Source organism: Arthrobacter sp. S2(2024), assembly GCF_036662515.1.
GTDB lineage: Bacteria > Actinomycetota > Actinomycetes > Actinomycetales > Micrococcaceae > Arthrobacter.
On the sequence record NZ_JAYKZI010000009.1, the window covers coordinates 107,014 to 122,668 of the forward strand.

The 15,655-nt window shown below is 64.7% G+C and carries 12 protein-coding genes; 5 read left to right on the top strand and 7 right to left on the bottom strand.

The features are described from left to right. The first annotated feature begins 2 nt into the window (after positions 1-2). Positions 3-995, top strand: a complete 993-nt coding sequence (locus VLA65_RS16650) for a M56 family metallopeptidase (protein WP_306962502.1) — start codon at positions 3-5, stop codon at positions 993-995. Positions 996-1,041: 46 nt separating this feature from the next. On the opposite strand, the gene VLA65_RS16655 is transcribed toward VLA65_RS16650, so the two are convergent. Beyond that, complete coding sequence (locus VLA65_RS16655; RefSeq protein ID WP_284990733.1) at positions 1,042-3,150, bottom strand: DNA gyrase/topoisomerase IV subunit B; 2,109 nt, start codon at positions 3,148-3,150, stop codon at positions 1,042-1,044. Between the two features lie 222 nt (positions 3,151-3,372). Here VLA65_RS16655 and VLA65_RS16660 point away from each other — a divergent pair, with 222 nt between their 5' ends. Continuing rightward, positions 3,373-3,594: a DUF7455 domain-containing protein gene (locus VLA65_RS16660; RefSeq protein ID WP_059389114.1), complete on the top strand. Its 222-nt coding sequence runs from the start codon at positions 3,373-3,375 to the stop codon at positions 3,592-3,594. A gap of 120 nt (positions 3,595-3,714) precedes the next feature. On the opposite strand, the gene VLA65_RS16665 is transcribed toward VLA65_RS16660, so the two are convergent. Further along, positions 3,715-4,365 (bottom strand): FMN-binding negative transcriptional regulator, encoded by a 651-nt coding sequence (locus VLA65_RS16665; RefSeq protein ID WP_332603123.1) that lies wholly within the window; start codon positions 4,363-4,365, stop codon positions 3,715-3,717. Positions 4,366-4,417: 52 nt separating this feature from the next. After that, positions 4,418-5,377, bottom strand: a complete 960-nt coding sequence (locus VLA65_RS16670) for a DMT family transporter (RefSeq protein ID WP_332603124.1) — start codon at positions 5,375-5,377, stop codon at positions 4,418-4,420. Here VLA65_RS16670 and VLA65_RS16675 point away from each other — a divergent pair. Continuing rightward, on the top strand, positions 5,376-6,788 hold the full coding sequence (locus tag VLA65_RS16675; RefSeq protein WP_332603125.1) for an aminotransferase-like domain-containing protein: 1,413 nt from the start codon (positions 5,376-5,378) through the stop codon (positions 6,786-6,788). The genes VLA65_RS16670 and VLA65_RS16675 overlap by 2 nt on opposite strands. A gap of 90 nt (positions 6,789-6,878) precedes the next feature. On the opposite strand, the gene VLA65_RS16680 is transcribed toward VLA65_RS16675, so the two are convergent. The 4 genes from VLA65_RS16680 to VLA65_RS16695 form a co-directional block, all read right to left on the bottom strand. Continuing rightward, the gene (locus VLA65_RS16680; protein WP_059389116.1) at positions 6,879-8,177 is read right to left on the bottom strand and encodes an RNA polymerase sigma factor; all 1,299 of its coding nucleotides are present in this window, start codon (positions 8,175-8,177) and stop codon (positions 6,879-6,881) included. A gap of 314 nt (positions 8,178-8,491) precedes the next feature. Then, positions 8,492-9,709 carry a DUF4192 domain-containing protein gene (locus VLA65_RS16685; protein ID WP_332603126.1) on the bottom strand — a complete coding sequence of 406 codons (1,218 nt, stop codon included), beginning with the start codon at positions 9,707-9,709 and terminating at the stop codon, positions 8,492-8,494. A gap of 102 nt (positions 9,710-9,811) precedes the next feature. Next, entirely contained in the window at positions 9,812-11,170 is a 1,359-nt protein-coding gene (locus VLA65_RS16690; protein WP_284990738.1) for an MFS transporter, read from the bottom strand. A 35-nt stretch (positions 11,171-11,205) separates the two neighbouring features. After that, complete coding sequence (locus tag VLA65_RS16695) at positions 11,206-12,144, bottom strand: proteasome assembly chaperone family protein (protein ID WP_284990739.1); 939 nt, start codon at positions 12,142-12,144, stop codon at positions 11,206-11,208. A 319-nt stretch (positions 12,145-12,463) separates the two neighbouring features. Between VLA65_RS16695 and VLA65_RS16700 the strand changes: the two genes are divergently transcribed. Together VLA65_RS16700 and lpdA are read left to right on the top strand one after the other, a co-directional pair. After that, a complete protein-coding gene (locus VLA65_RS16700) occupies positions 12,464-13,984 on the top strand; it encodes a leucyl aminopeptidase (protein WP_284990741.1) in 1,521 nt (506 codons plus the stop codon). A gap of 234 nt (positions 13,985-14,218) precedes the next feature. Next, entirely contained in the window at positions 14,219-15,601 is a 1,383-nt protein-coding gene (gene lpdA, locus VLA65_RS16705) for a dihydrolipoyl dehydrogenase (protein ID WP_059389120.1), read from the top strand. The last annotated feature ends 54 nt before the right edge of the window (positions 15,602-15,655 follow it).

A 15,655-nucleotide genomic window follows, 5' to 3' on the forward strand; every position in this document is an offset into this window, starting at 1 on the left:
CCATGTTCTGGACCTCATATTTTCTGGCGGTCCTTGCTTTGGTGCTGGCCTGGCCGGTTCCTGTCCTTTTGTCGCGCGCCGAATGGCCGTCACGCGCACCCTTCATGGCAATGGTCCTCTGGCAGGCCATCGCACTCGCCGGTGGCCTCTCCATGATCGGCGCCATGCTCGTCTATGGGCTCGAGCCCATCGGCGACAACCTCATTGCGGGCCTGCGTTCCCTGGCCGGCATGGTGCTCCACAACGAGCCCACCACGGCACTGGGCTTCTGGCACTTGTTCGCTTTGTCCGCCGCGGCACTGTTGAGCGCCCATCTCGTATTCACCTTGCTGCTCACCTACGTCAAGATCGAGCGGCAGCGGCGGAGGCACCGCGAACTCCTCGCACTCCTGGCCTCACCGTCCGACGACGGCCCCGGCACCGTGGTCATCAACCACGACTCCCCCGTTGCGTACTGCCTGCCCGGCGGCGCACGGTCGGTGACCGTCCTGTCCGACGGCCTGATGGCTGCCCTCGAGCCCGCCGAGCTCCGGGCCGTCCTCATCCACGAGAATGCCCACCTCTCGCAACGCCATGACCTTCTCTTGTGGGCCTTCGCGGCGTGGCGCCAGGCACTCCCCTGGTTCCCCACCACGCGGCTCGCCCAGGTTGCGGTCAACTCCCTGATCGAAATGCTCGCCGATGACGTGGCCCTGCGCACCGAAAGCAAAGGAACACTCATCAAAGCGATCGCGATCGTGGCCAGCGGTTCCGCCCGTCCCGTGGAGCAATTCGCCCCGCCCGGAACAAGCAGCGACGACGCTTCCCCCGAAGGCAGCACCTTGAGCGGCACCGGCGGTGCCGATTCACCGCGTACGACGGCGTCGCGCGTCAGCCGGCTGCTCTCACCCAAGCCACCGCTTCCGGCAGCCCAGCGCGCCCTGGTCCTCGCGGCGTCGGCCATGTTGCTCGCTGTACCGACAGGCTTGCTGATTGTCCCGGGTTTGCTGGGCTGAACCGGATTGGACTGAGAAGACTGCCGGGCTACGCAGGCCTACCGGATCAGGCGTCGATGCGTTCCCGGTCCAGGTCCGCTGCGCCGGCAATAATGAAGTCCTTGCGCGGGGCGACATCCGATCCCATGAGTAGGTCGAAGGTGTCCTCCGCCATCTTCGCGTTCTCGATCCCCACTTTGCGGAGGGTGCGGTGGCGCGGATCCATCGTGGTCTCGGCGAGCTGTTCGGCGTCCATTTCGCCGAGGCCCTTGTAGCGCTGGATCGGCTCCTTGTAGCGCTTGCCCTCCTTGGCGAGCCTGGCCAGCAGGACGTGCAGTTCGGCCTCCGAGTACGTATAGATCATCTCGTTGGCCTTCTGGCCGGCGTTGATGACTTCCACACGGTGCAGCGGCGGGACGGCCGCATATACCCGGCCCTCGTCGATCATCGGACGCATGTACCGGAAGAACAAGGTGAGCAGCAGCGTACGGATGTGCGCGCCGTCGACGTCTGCATCGGTCATCAGGATCACCTTGCCGTAGCGGGCGGCGTCGATGTCGAAGCTGCGGCCCGAGCCGGCACCCACCACCTGGATGAGGGCTGCGCACTCCGCGTTGGAGAGCATGTCACCCACCGAGGCTTTCTGCACGTTCAGGATCTTGCCACGGATCGGCAACAGCGCTTGGAAGTCCGAGGACCGCGCCAGCTTTGCGGTGCCCAGTGCGGAGTCACCTTCCACGATGAACAGCTCAGAGCGTCCGACGTCGTCCGTGCGGCAATCTGCCAGCTTGGTGGGCATCGACGACGTTTCCAGCGCATTCTTCCGGCGCTGGGTTTCCTTGTGGACGCGGGCCGAGATACGGGACTTCATTTCGCTGACGATTTTCTCGAGCAGCAGGGCGGACTGGGCCTTGTCGTTGCGGTTCGCCGAGTTCAGGCGCGCGGTGATCTCATCCTCGACCACCTTGGCAACAATCGCCCTGACAGCCGATGTCCCCAGGATTTCCTTGGTCTGGCCCTCGAATTGCGGCTCGGCCAAGCGGACCGTCAGCACTGCCGTGAGGCCAGCCAGGACGTCGTCTTTTTCAATCTTGTCGTTGCCAGCTTTGAGCTTGCGTGCGTTCGTTTCGACGGCCTTGCGGAACGTCTTCAGGAGTGCCTGCTCAAAGCCGGCCTGGTGCGTGCCGCCCTTGGGCGTGGCGATGATGTTGACGAAGCTCCGCATAGTGGTTTCGTAGCCGATCCCCCAGCGCAGCGCGATGTCCACTTCACAGTCGCGTTCCACTTCAGCGATCTTGCTGTGCCCGTTTTCGTCAAGGACCGGAACGGTTTCCTTGAACTTGCCCGCACCATGGAGCCGCCAAATATCCGTGACGCCCGAATCCGCGGCGAGGAAGTCGACGAATTCGGAAATGCCGCCGTCGTGGTGGAAGACCTCCTGGTGCGGCCCGCTCTCGCCGGGGGTGCCGGGGAGCCGGCGCTCGTCCCGGACAGTGAGCTTGAGGCCCGGAACAAGGAAAGACGTTTGACGGGCGCGCGCGGCCAAGTCCTCGTAGGCGAACTTCGCGTCCGGGGTGAAGATCTGCCGGTCTGCCCAGTAGCGGATGCGGGTACCGGTGACGCCGCGCTTGGCCTTGCCGACGACGTCGAGCACCGAGTTCTCGACGAACGGTTCGAAGACCGACGTCGGGCTGAGCTTCGAGCCGGTGTCCTTGAATCGTCCGGGCTCGCCCCGGCGGAAGGACATCTGGTAGGTCTTGCCGCCGCGGTCCACCTGCACGTCCAGACGGGCGGAGAGCGCGTTCACTACCGACGCGCCAACGCCGTGCAGACCGCCGGACGCCGTGTAGGAGCCACCGCCGAACTTTCCGCCTGCGTGAAGTTTGGTGAAGACAACTTCGACGCCGGTGAGCCCGGTCTTGGGTTCCAGGTCAACGGGGATGCCGCGGCCGTCGTCGTGGATTTCCACCGAATTGTCCGCATGGAGGATGATCTGGATGTCGTGTCCGAAGCCTGCCAGCGCCTCGTCCACGGAGTTGTCGATGATCTCCCACAGGCAGTGCATGAGGCCGCGGGAGTCGGTGGAGCCGATGTACATGCCCGGACGTTTGCGGACCGCCTCCAGTCCTTCCAAAACTGAAAGGTGCCGGGCGTTGTATTCAGAACTCGGTGCCACGGGCGGGGCGCTCCTTCGGGGGTGTAACAGAGGCAAAAAACACTCCTCCTAGGCTAGCTGCCCCGGAGCCCGGACGAGAGCTGCCACTCCCAATCGTGCTGGACGCCACTTCCCGGTGTTACGCACATGTGATACGCGGACAGCGAACGTGACCCATCCTTGCCATGGTTTTGCTTCGAATGCTGGTTATATGGATACACAGAACTACTAAGGAGGCCGAACATGACAACAGCAGTTGCAGACCGCACACTCAATGCACTCGACCGGTGCGACCGTTGCGGGGCCCAGGCATATGTCCGCGTTGTACTCGAGTCCTCCGGCGGTGAGCTGCTCTTCTGCGGCCACCACGCACGTGCAGTAGAGGCCACGCTGCGGCCGATGACTTCGGACTGGCATGACGAGACGGCGCGCCTTCAGGAGAAGGAACCCGTCCTCGCCGACTAGCCCCAATGGCTGGCCCCCGCGGCCACCTGGCTGACAAAACTTCATAGAGACAGCGGCCCCCTCCGGACGGAGGGGGCCGCTTCGTTAACCGGGGTCTCCCGGCCCAGGCGGCAACGTTGCCTAGGCGCGGCCCGCGTCCCGGTGCGTCCTATCCTGCCTGGCCCTGGCCACGTCGGCAGCGATCTCCTGGTGCCCTTGGGCGCCAAGGCCGGCCACGACCCCAATGATGTCTTTATCGGGCCGGTTCTGGCTCAGTTTGGCCTTCGCCTCGATACGGCTGATCACCAGCTCGATGCCGACGATCGCACGCAACTGGCCGGAGACGTAGCGCTCCGGGGCGTCATCCACGGACCACGGCCGCTCGGAACGGGCTTCATTGAGCCCGGTCAGCCCCCTGACATGGTTCCCGAGCCACTCGGCGTCGTCATGGACGGCAAGCCTGCCGTAAACGTGGGTCGTGGAGTAGTTCCACGTCGGGACGACGCGTCCGTGCTCTTCCTTCGATGCATACCAGGTAGGCGAGATGTAGGCGTCCGCGCCCTGGATGATGACGAGTGATTCCCCGATCGAGGGCTCGGACCATTGCGGGTTGGTTCGGGCGAGGTGTCCGTGGAGCGCGCCGTGTTCGCCGATCGAGGGCTCGTAGATGAGCGGCAGGAAAGTCGCGAGCATGCCCTGTGATGTCATGGTGACCAGATTGGCTGCACCTGGCCGCGTCAGGAGGTCGTGGATCACGTCAGGACCGGCCTCGAAGTGCGCTGGGATGTACATGGGTTCTATTCTTCCTTTTCTGTGGCGGGTGGTCTCGGTGTTCTATTGGCCTTCAGCGGCCTTGGTCGGCGGGCTGCGGATTGAGACGGACCCGGACCGCCATGCCGGCGCAAGCAATGACGGCCAGCCCGCCGACGATCGTGGTCCAGCCCAGGGATTCGCCCAGCAACAGCCCTGCCCAGCAAATGCTCAGCACGGGCTGGATGAGTTGTACCTGGCTCACCTTGGCCATGGGCCCGACGGCGAGGCCCCGGTACCAGGCGACGAAGCCGAAGAACATGCTGACGACTCCGAGGTATGCAAAAGCGGCCCATTGGACCGGTGAGGCTGACGGCGGCTGCTGGGACACGGAGAGTGCTGTCAGGCCGGCCATCAACGGCAGGGCCAGGACGAGCGCCCAGGATACGGTCTGCCATGCGCCGAGTTCGCGGGCGAGCAGGCCACCTTCCGCGTAACCGATGGCCGCGGAAACGACGGCGCCGAGGAGGAGCACGTCTGCCCAGTTGAGTTGCCCGAACCCACCGGACTGCGCTGGGTTACCGGCCTGCGATAGGGCAAATCCGATGGCCGCAACGGCCCCTACGGCCGTGACCAGCCAGAAGGCTGCCGGAGGATGCTCACGCCCGCGGAGCACCGCGGCGGTTGCCGTCGCAGCAGGCAGCAGGGCGATGACGACAGCGCCGTGGCTGGCCGGCGCCGTCGTAAGCGCGAATGAGGTGAGTAGCGGAAAGCCGACAACTATCCCGGCGGCGACCACCGCGAGCCGTGCCCATTGTTTGCCTCGCGGAAGGCGCTGCCTGGTGAGCGCGAGGGCGGATGCCGCGAGTATCGCTGCGACGACGGCACGGCCGGAGCCGATGAACAGCGGCGATAGTCCACCCACCGCCACTCGGGTGAAGGGAACAGTGAAGGAAAACGCCGCTACTCCGAGGAGGCCCCACCAGAGGCCCGTTATCGAGCGGGACGGTATCACTTCTCGAATAATTGTAGTAGCGCTACTATTATCTTTCATGAACAACGATAGCAGTTCCAGGATTGCGATGCGACTGCGGGAATGGATCACCGGGGCCGCTCCGGGATCCCGGCTGCCGTCCACGCGGTCACTGGTTGCCGAGTACCAGGCCAGCCCTGTGACGGTGCAGAAGGCCTTGCAGACGCTCACTTCGCAGGGCTTGATCGAGAGCCGGCCCGGCGTCGGGACCTTCGTCCGGGCCGTCCGGACAGCGCGCCCCTCGGACTACGGCTGGCAAACCGCAGCGTTGCGTGCGCCGCAGGCGCCTTCCCGCTCAGCCTCCACCACGATGCGCGACACCTCGAACGCCACTATTGCCTTCCACTCCGGATACCCGGACCGGGAACTCCTGCCGGAACGGCTTGTCCGGGCCGCTCTCGCCCGCGCGGCCCGCGGCGACGCTGCCCTGTCCCGACCTCCGGCGCCGGGACTTCCCGAATTGCAGTCCTGGTTCGCGCACGAACTCGGCACCGCGACGCCGGCAGGACTCACCCCGCCGACACCGAGCGACGTCATCGTCCTGCCGGGAAGCCAAGGCGGCCTCAGCTCCATCTTCACGGCATTGGTGGGCCACGGGCAGCCACTGCTCATGGAATCCCCGAGCTACTGGGGAGCCATCCTGGCCGCGACCCAGGCCGGAGTCCGCATCGTGCCGGTGCCCAGCGGAGCCGAGGGGCCCGAGCCCGAAGAATTGGCCAGGGCCTTTGAGGAGACGGGCGCCCGGTTGTTCTACGCCCAACCGAACTATGCCAACCCCACCGGTGCGCAGTGGTCCGCCCGCCGTGGGGAAGAAGTCCTGGATGTTGTCCGGGAGTACGGCGCCTTCCTCGTCGAGGACGACTGGGCCCACGACTTCGGCATCACGTCGACGCCGGTACCCATCGCCGCACGTGACGATTCGGGCCATGTGGTCTACTTGCGCTCCCTCACGAAAAGCGTTTCACCCGCCATCCGCGTTGCCGCGGTCATTGCTCGCGGCCCGGCCCGCGAACGCATCCTTGCGGACCGGGCAGCCGAGTCGATGTACGTCAGCGGGCTCCTCCAGGCTGCGGCACTCGATGTGGTCACGCAGCCGGCCTGGCAGACGCATCTGCGCAGCCTCCGCCATCAGCTTCAGTCGCGCCGCGACCTCCTTGTCACGAGCCTTCGTGAGCACGCCCCCCAGGCCCACCTCAGCCTCATCCCCAAGGGAGGGCTGAATCTCTGGGCACGCCTGCCGGACGGCACGGACCTCGAGGGGCTGACCCGTGACTGCGAGAGTGCCGGGGTGATGATCGCGGTCGGTACTGAGTGGTTCCCCGCCGAACCGGCGGGACCGTTCATCCGGCTCAACTATGCGGGACCCAACCCATCGGCGTTCCCGGAAGGTGCCCGCATCCTTGGCCACGCGCTCGAACGGAACAGCCCTTAGATACAGCCGCTGATGCAAAAGTGGACCCCCGGGGAATCCGGGGGTCCACTTTTGACGGGCGGTGCCGGCTAAGGCATGGCGTCCGTTGCTTTAGTCAAGGTAGTCGCGCAGAACCTGCGACCGCGAGGGGTGGCGCAGCTTTGACATCGTCTTCGATTCGATCTGACGGATGCGTTCGCGGGTGACTCCATAGACCTTGCCGATTTCGTCTAAAGTCTTCGGCTGGCCGTCGGTAAGGCCGAAGCGCATCGCGACGACGCCTGCTTCCCGCTCGGACAGGGTATCGAGCACTGAGTGCAACTGTTCCTGGAGGAGGGTGAAGCTTACGGCGTCCGCGGGCACAACCGCTTCGGAGTCCTCGATGAGGTCGCCGAATTCGGAATCGCCGTCCTCGCCCAGCGGAGTGTGCAGCGAGATGGGCTCGCGGCCGTACTTCTGGACTTCAACGACCTTCTCGGGAGTCATGTCCAGCTCGAGGGCAAGTTCCTCAGGCGTAGGTTCGCGCCCAAGGTCCTGCAGCATCTGGCGCTGGACGCGTGCCAGCTTGTTGATGACTTCCACCATGTGCACCGGGATGCGGATGGTACGGGCCTGGTCCGCCATGGCGCGGGTGATGGCCTGACGGATCCACCAAGTGGCGTAGGTGGAGAACTTGAAGCCCTTGGTGTAGTCGAACTTCTCCACTGCACGGATCAGGCCCAGGTTGCCTTCCTGGATGAGGTCCAGGAAGAGCATGCCGCGGCCTGTGTAGCGCTTGGCCAGCGAGACCACGAGGCGCAGGTTGGCTTCGAGGAGGTGGTTCTTGGCCCTCTTGCCGTCGTGGATGATGAACTCGAGTTCACGCTTCAGCTTCGGGTCCATGGAGCCGTCGTCGGCGTTGATCTTCTCTTCTGCGAAGAGACCCGCTTCAATGCGGAGCGCAAGGTCGACTTCCTGCTCAGCGTTCAACAGGGCAACCTTGCCGATCTGCTTCAGGTAGTCCTTGACGGGGTCGGCCGTGGCACCGGCTGACATGACCTGCTGGACAGGCGCGTCATCGTCATCGGCATCCGAGTAAACAAAGCCGGAGCCGGTGGTCGCGGGCTTCTTGCCCTCTTCGCCTTCTTCGACTTCCTCCGTGAGCTCTGCTTCGTCGGGAACGACGGCGTCAAAATCCTCGGCTTCTTCTTCGGAGTCCTCGTCGGCGCCGGCGGACTTGTTGGCTGCTTCGGCAGCGGCCTTGGCGCCGGGCTTGGGCCCGCGCTTCTTGGGTGCCGGCTTGTCGGCACCTGCAGTCGAAGCATTGGCAGCACGCGTTGCCGCACGCTTCGCAGCTGTAGCCGCCTTCTTTTCTTCGGCGGACAGTTCGGCCAGGGCGGCGGGTTCCTTCTCGGCGGAAGACGGGGTCACAGAAAACCTTTCTAGCGGCGGTCTGTGGAATCACCATGGGGGCAACACCACTATGACCCTGTCAAGTCCGTGATCAACATCAAGTGCCATCGCCGACTGCAGAGTCTTTAGGTAAAACTCCCGACGGCGCCTTAATGTTCCCTAGAGTTCAGGGGACGTTAACGGCACTTGAAACACGGACCCAACCGGGTCTCGGCAACCATTGTCTCACGGTTTTGAGTTCCGGGGGTCGATATCCGCTACCGGGCAGACAATTACGTGCCGCACGGATTTCACTCAATGTGACGCTCCTGGAGTCACCCCGGGGCTTGGAGTCATGCCACCGCACCACCGAACTTCCGCCACGCGGACGACTTGCTTTTGGCCCAGCCGCAGACTGTTCCGCGCCTCACCACCTCGGCGAGCAACTCCGCGAGTCGATAGCCCCGTTGTTCAGCGTCAGCCTGGGACAGGAGCTCGCGGGCGAACGAACCGCTCCCCCGGCACCACTGAATCCACCCCCGGATCGTAAGCGTTGCAGCGCGCGCCTCCCCACCACTGCGCCGGGAGAGCATCGCCAGAACCCGGTCCAGGCTCGTCAACCGTCTCCAGTCGGGGTTCTCCGGGTAGAGGCCCAGGAGCACGTCTCCATAGCGCAAGACGCTGACATCCGTGGCCGGAGTCCGCTTGCCCGCTGCTGGTGGAGGGGGACAGAGACCGGGCGGAACGACCAAGGAACCCTGTTCATCGTCGTCTTGGTCAAAGAAGCCGAAGGCCTCCGCACCGCCACAAGCGACGGTTTTCCCGGCAGCCGCCAGGACCACCACGGCGTCGCGCCAGGCGGGGACCCGCAGGCTTGCCCGGAGGAACGCCGCAGCCTCGCCGTCGAACTCCCCTGGGCGGCTGGAATCGAGGACCCCGCTCCACACATCCAGCATTTCTTCGAATGCCTTCCTGCTCCGCCATAGCCGGAGCAATTCCCCAAGCGTGGCGTCTTCCGTGCACATGAATTCCGGATCACGGACGGGCTCGTCCTCAGGCCCCAACAACAGTGGCGATTCCAAGACGTTGCTCCCCCTGAACACCATTTCCGCGTTGAGCCGGCTATCCAGGATCTGGTCTACGGGACGGCCGGGAAGGGGACAGCACTCCACATCGGTGCAGAATGCGCTTCGCCAGTAGTCGGAACCAATGAACCATGCATCCCGCAACACCAAGCCCCGATGATCCAGGACGCGTACCAGGGCTTCCAGCAGCGGCAGGCCGTGCGGCACGGCGCCGCCGGCGTCCCAACCGTCGTCGCTGAAGAATGCCAAGAGCACGCCGTCGGCGTCATGGTCCGCTTCCAGATACTCACCGATCCTCCGTGAGTACGCGGCAAGCCCGCGGTCGGATCTCTCGCCCGGAAGGTCCACGCGGAGTGTGGCGCCAAGTGTCTGCCCCCGCAGCGTGATGGCAACGAGGCTCTCCTTTGGCCAGAGCCCCAAGGCGTGGGGAATGAAGCCGAGGATGTCCTCGGGCCGGAAGACGGTCACGCGGTTGTCTGCTGTCATGAATCCAGCATCGGCATCAATGGCGGGCCACGGCAGGCCTCAATTGCCCTATGTGGACAAAGGTGTCCGTCGACCCCTGTGGAGGAACACCGCGAAAACAGGCTACGGCGTGGAACTCCGCTGCTTCGCGAGACGTTCGCGGCGCAATTCCACGCGGCGCCGGCGCTGGTTCGCCAACGACACGAGGAGCGGCGGGACGTGGACGCCTTGGGCGGCCATCTGACGGCGCACCTTGCGACGGGTCATGAGGATCAACACCGTGCCCACGAGAAGGAACAGGAACTGCACGCTCAATGCGATGCGGAAGGACGCCAGGCCGTACAGCTCCCCGCCCGAGAAACCACTCGTGTGGAGAATGTCGAGGATGAGCCCAACCAGGTAGATCGTCAGGAGCGCGGCAACGAAGCCGCCCACATTGACGATGCCCGTGGCGGTACCAATCCTGTGGGAAGGATTGAATGTCCGGGCAAAATCAAAGCCGATCATGGACCCGGGTCCGCCGATCGCCAGGGCAATCACGAGCAATGCAAGCAACCACAGGGGCGCCCTGCTGGGCAACAGCAGGACAGCAGCCCAGGCAAGTGCCGTAGCCGCCGTGATCAGGAGCACCATGGCCGAGCGCCGCATCGGGTGCCTGGCCACGAAGGTTCCAAACAGAGGGCCCACGAGAATGCTGGTGACGACGAACAGTCCCATCAGGGCGGACACAGTGGCCGGGTTCAGGCCCTGCGCCGAGACCAGGAACGGGTAGCCCCAGGACATGGCGAAGACGTTGCCGCTGAACTGGACAGTGAAGTGGCACCAGAGTCCCAGGCGCGTGCCGGGCTGCTTCCAGGCACGCGCGAGGGTCACGCCCGTGGCGCGCAGCCCCTGCGCGTTCTCCCTGGGCGGGTGGCCCGGCGGAACGTCCCTGAGCAAGGCAAGGACAAGGACGACGGCGAGCGCGGACAACGAGCTCAACGCCAGGAAAGCCGTGTTCCAGCCTGCCGAATGAAGGACGAGGGCGAAGGGCACCACACTGATGAGCTGGCCGAGCTGGCCCGACATTCCCGTCAGCTGAGTGACGAGCGGAACCCTCGCCGGCGCGAACCAGATCGGCACGAGGCGGATCACGGAGACGAAGGTCATGGCGTCCCCGGCGCCGACCAGGACCCTGCCGAGCACTCCAGCCGGAACAGCGTCGGCATATGCCAGCTGGAGTTGACCGAGGCCCATGAGTACGGCACCGCTGGCGATCATGGCGCGCGAGCCGAAGCGGTCAACCAGGAGCCCAACCGGTATTTGGAGGCCTGCGTAGACCAGCAGCTGAAGCACGGTGAAGAAGGAGATGGCCGCCGCGCTGGCATGGAACCGTTCGGTAGCCTCCAGCCCGGACACACCAAAGGATGTGCGCTGGGCCACTGCCACAAGGTAGGCAAGCACCCCGATCGTCCAAATGAGCCAGGCGCGGGGTGCGTTCACCCTTCCATTATGCCCGGGGCCGCATTAAAGCTGCTTTATGGGCGCGCATCTTTACGTGCGAGATACGCCTCAACCGCCGCGCCCAGATCCTCGGCGTTGGGCAATTCGTCGTTCTCGTCGGCCAGCAGGGAACGGCGGACCGTTCCCTCGGCCTTGTCGTCATAGCGGGACTCCAGCTTGGAAACGACCTGCTGGACGTCCTCGGATGCTTCCACTTGTTCGGCGATCTGCCTGCCCACTTCCCTGCCGGCCTCGCGAAGGCGGTCCGTCGGCAGCATCAGGGACGTGGCTGCACCGAGGTATTCGAGTCCCGCCACCGCTGCCGGCGGGTACTCGGCATCCGCAAGGTAGTGCGGGACGTGGATGACATACCCGGCCACTTTCCGCCCGGCTTCGGCCAGCCGCAACTCGAGGATGTGGCCAATGGCCGCAGGAACCTCGACCGTCGGCTTCCACGTGGAAATGCCCTCGATGAGTTCCGGACGGTTGCCGTGCACCGTGACACCAACCGGCCGGGTGTGCGGAACCGGCATAGGGATGGAGTGAATCCAGGTCACCAGGTTGACGTCCAGTTTTTCCACGATCCCGACGACGGCGCGCGCGAAACGCTCCCACTGGAGGTCCGGTTCAAAACCGGCAAGCAACAGGAACGGCTCGCCCAAGCCGTCATTCAGCTTGTAAAGCGCCAATTGAGGGGCTTTGTAGTCTTCCAGATGGTCTTCGACAAAGCTGATGTGGGGACGGCGCGTGCGGTAGTCGATGAGCTGGTCGGCGTCGAACACAGCCACCGTTTCGACTTCGAGCGTATCCAGCAGTTCCCGGTTGATCTGCTGGACCACGTGCCCGGCGTCAGCGAATCCCGTGAAGCCCATCAGCATGTTGAGGCCCCTGGTGTCCGGGCTGTGGAAGAGCTCGATGTTGCTCGCGTAGAGCGACTCAGGGTCAAGGAGTGAGCCGGAAATCCGTTCAAACACGGCATGTTCCTTTCGCAGTTTCAAGTTCATTGGAGGAGCAGGCGGCTGCACGCCGCAGCGGATGCCTTGGCGGCCGGCCGCGCTCCATGTATTGGTACAACGCCCCGGACGGGCCGCGCATTCCTGTCGGCCAATGTGCCGCAACTCTCATTTAATTGCTTTCCGGCGCGGCAGACAGACTACGATCGAGACGTGCCGCCGTGTGCGGACCCAAGCAACCACCGACGTTGTCCCAGGCGGACAACGGAGGGGTACCAGGGCCGGGCGCCTAACATGCAGCCCGGCCAAGCCATGCAGAGAGAGATGAGGACAAATCCTCGTGGTGAAGACTACAGACATCACCCTTGGCACTATCGCCAAGGACCTGAAGAAGGCGCCCAGCGACGCACTCGTGATAGCCGTCGGTCAGGGGGAAGACGGGCCGGTACTGCTCGGGAACCCCTTGGGCGCGAAGGCCGCGGAAACCCTCGCGGCTTCATTGGGCCTCCTCGGCATCACGGGAGCAGCCGATCAGGTACACCGTCTGCCGGGTCTTCCGGAGACCGGTTCGGGCGTCCTCGTCCTGGCGGGTGTCGGCAAAGTCGCCGACGACGCCCTCCTGGCCGAGGAAACCCTGCGCCGGACTGCGGGATCCGCCGTCCGCCAACTTGCCGGTTTGTCCTCCGTGACACTGGCCCTCCCTACGGCGTCCCTCGCCGACGTCGCAGCCGTCGCCGAAGGCGCTGTGCTGGGTTCCTATTCCTATACAGAGCACCGCTCCAGCAAGGACGGCCTCAAGGACCCGGTCGGCAAGGTCCTGATCCACACGGCGTTTGACGGCAAGGACGTCCAGCCCGCGCTCGATCGGGCCTTGCTCGTGGGACGCGCGGTCAACGCCACCCGCACGCTGGTCAACGAGCCTCCGAGCCACCTCTACCCGGAGTCCTTTGCCGAAGCTGCCAAGGAACTCTCCAAGGGGCTGCCGGTCAAGGTCACCGTGTGGGACGAAAAACGCCTCGAAAAGGACGGGTTCGGCGGAATCCTGGGCGTTGGAAAAGGTTCGACCCGCCAGCCGCGCCTCGTCAAGGTGGAGTACGCCCCGGCCAAGGCCACCAAGAAGATCGCCCTGGTCGGTAAGGGCATCACCTTTGACACCGGCGGCATTTCCATCAAGCCGGCCCTCGGCATGGGCGACATGAAGAGCGACATGGCGGGCGCCGCCGTCGTACTTAATACTGTCCTGGCCGTCGCGGGGCTCGGGTTGCCCGTCAAGGTGACCGCGTGGCTCTGCATCGCCGAGAACATGCCCTCGGGCGCTGCACAGCGCCCGGCAGACGTCCTTACCGTGTACGGCGGCAAGACGGTCGAAGTCCTCAACACCGACGCCGAGGGACGCCTGGTCATGGCGGACGGAATCGTCGCGGCCAGCCTCGAGCAGCCGGACGCCATCATCGACGTCGCGACGCTGACGGGCGCCCAGCTGATCGCCCTCGGCAACCGCACTGCCGGAGTCATGGGTTCCGACTCCGTCACGGGCGCGCTCAAGTCCGCGGCAGACCGCGCGGGCGAACTCGTGTGGCCGATGCCGCTGCCGGAGGAGCTTCGGGCCAGCCTCGATTCGCAGGTGGCGGACATCGCCAACATCGGCGAACGCCACGGTGGAATGATGACGGCGGCCGTGTTCCTGCGTGAGTTCGTCGGGAAGGACGCCGAGGGCAAGCAGATCCCCTGGGCGCACGTCGACATCGCCGGCCCCTCCTTCAACAACGGCAGCCCCTACGGCTACACGCCCAAGCAAGGCACCGGCTGCACTGTCCGGACGCTGCTCGCTTACGTCGAAGACGTGCTGGCGACAGCCTAAGCAAGTCCCAAGTGGGGCCGGTTCATGACCGGCCCCACGGCCCGACGTGAGTCTGGCCACAAGCGCTCCACAAATGCCCCGGCAGGGTGGAGCATGGATAAGTGGTTCGCTAAGGTGAACCACGGTAGTCACAAATGCAAGAGAACTTCGGTGCTGGCATAATCGCGGCAGTACAAGTTCCAAGACCAGATGACGCGTAGTCGCGTGTCATCGCTCACGCGAGGGAGCGTCCTAGTGGCCGATCAGGCAACTGCGCAAGAATTCGACATCCTGGTACTCGGTGGCGGCAGCGGCGGCTACGCCACGGCTCTGCGTGCCGTTCAGCTTGGTTTCACCGTTGGCCTCGTCGAGAAGGGAAAGCTCGGCGGCACCTGCCTGCACAACGGCTGTATCCCCACCAAGGCCCTGCTGCACTCGGCCGAACTGGCCGACCACGCACGCGATTCCGCCAAGTACGGCGTCAACGTCACGTTGGACAGCATCGACATCACGGCCGTGAACGCCTACAAGGACGGAATCGTCGCCGGTAAGTACAAGGGCCTGCAGGGACTCATCAAGTCCAAGGGCATCACGGTCATCGAAGGCGAAGGCAAGCTGCAGGGCACCGACACCGTCGTCGTGAACGGCACAGCCTACAAGGGCAAGAACATCGTCCTGGCCACGGGTTCCTACTCCCGTTCCCTGCCCGGCCTGGAAATCGGCGGCCGCGTCATCACGTCCGATGAAGCGCTGACCATGGACTACATCCCCAAGAGCGTCATCGTCCTCGGCGGCGGCGTCATCGGCGTCGAATTCGCTTCCGTGTGGAAGTCCTTCGGCGTCGACGTCACGATCGTCGAAGGCCTCCCCTCCCTCGTTCCCAACGAAGACACCGCCATCGTGAAGAACCTTGAGCGCGCTTTCAAGAAGCGCGGCATCAAGTTCAGCACCGGCGTCTTCTTCCAGGGCGTCGAGCAGGACGACAACGGAGTGAAGGTCACCCTGGTTGACGGCCAGACCTTCGAAGCCGATCTCCTCCTGGTTGCCGTTGGCCGTGGCCCCGTCACCGCCAACCTCGGCTACGAAGAGGCAGGCGTCACCATCGACCGCGGCTTCGTCATCACCAACGAGCGCCTGCACACCGGCGTCGGCAACGTCTACGCCGTCGGCGACATCGTCCCGGGCGTCCAGCTGGCCCACCGCGGTTACCAGCAGGGCATCTTCGTCGCCGAAGAGATCGCCGGCCTGAACCCGGTAGTCGTGGAAGACGTGAACATCCCGAAGGTCACCTTCTGCGAACCTGAAATCGCCACCGTCGGCTACACCGAAAAGGGCGCCAAGGAGAAGTTCGGCGAGGACCAGGTCCAGACCCAGGAATACAACCTGGCCGGCAACGGCAAGAGCTCCATCCTGGGCACCGGCGGCATCGTGAAGGTTGTCCGCCAGAAGGACGGCCCCGTCGTCGGTATCCACATGATCGGTTCCCGCATGGGCGAGCAGATCGGCGAAGCACAGCTGATCGTCAACTGGGAAGCACACCCGGAGGACGTGGCACAGTTCATCCACGCACACCCGACGCAGAACGAGACCCTGGGCGAAGTCCACCTCGCGCTGGCAGGAAAGCCGCTCCACGGCTAAGTCTTTACGCAAGACACCCGGTCCTGGGGGGGGGGGGGGGGGGGGGGGGGGGGG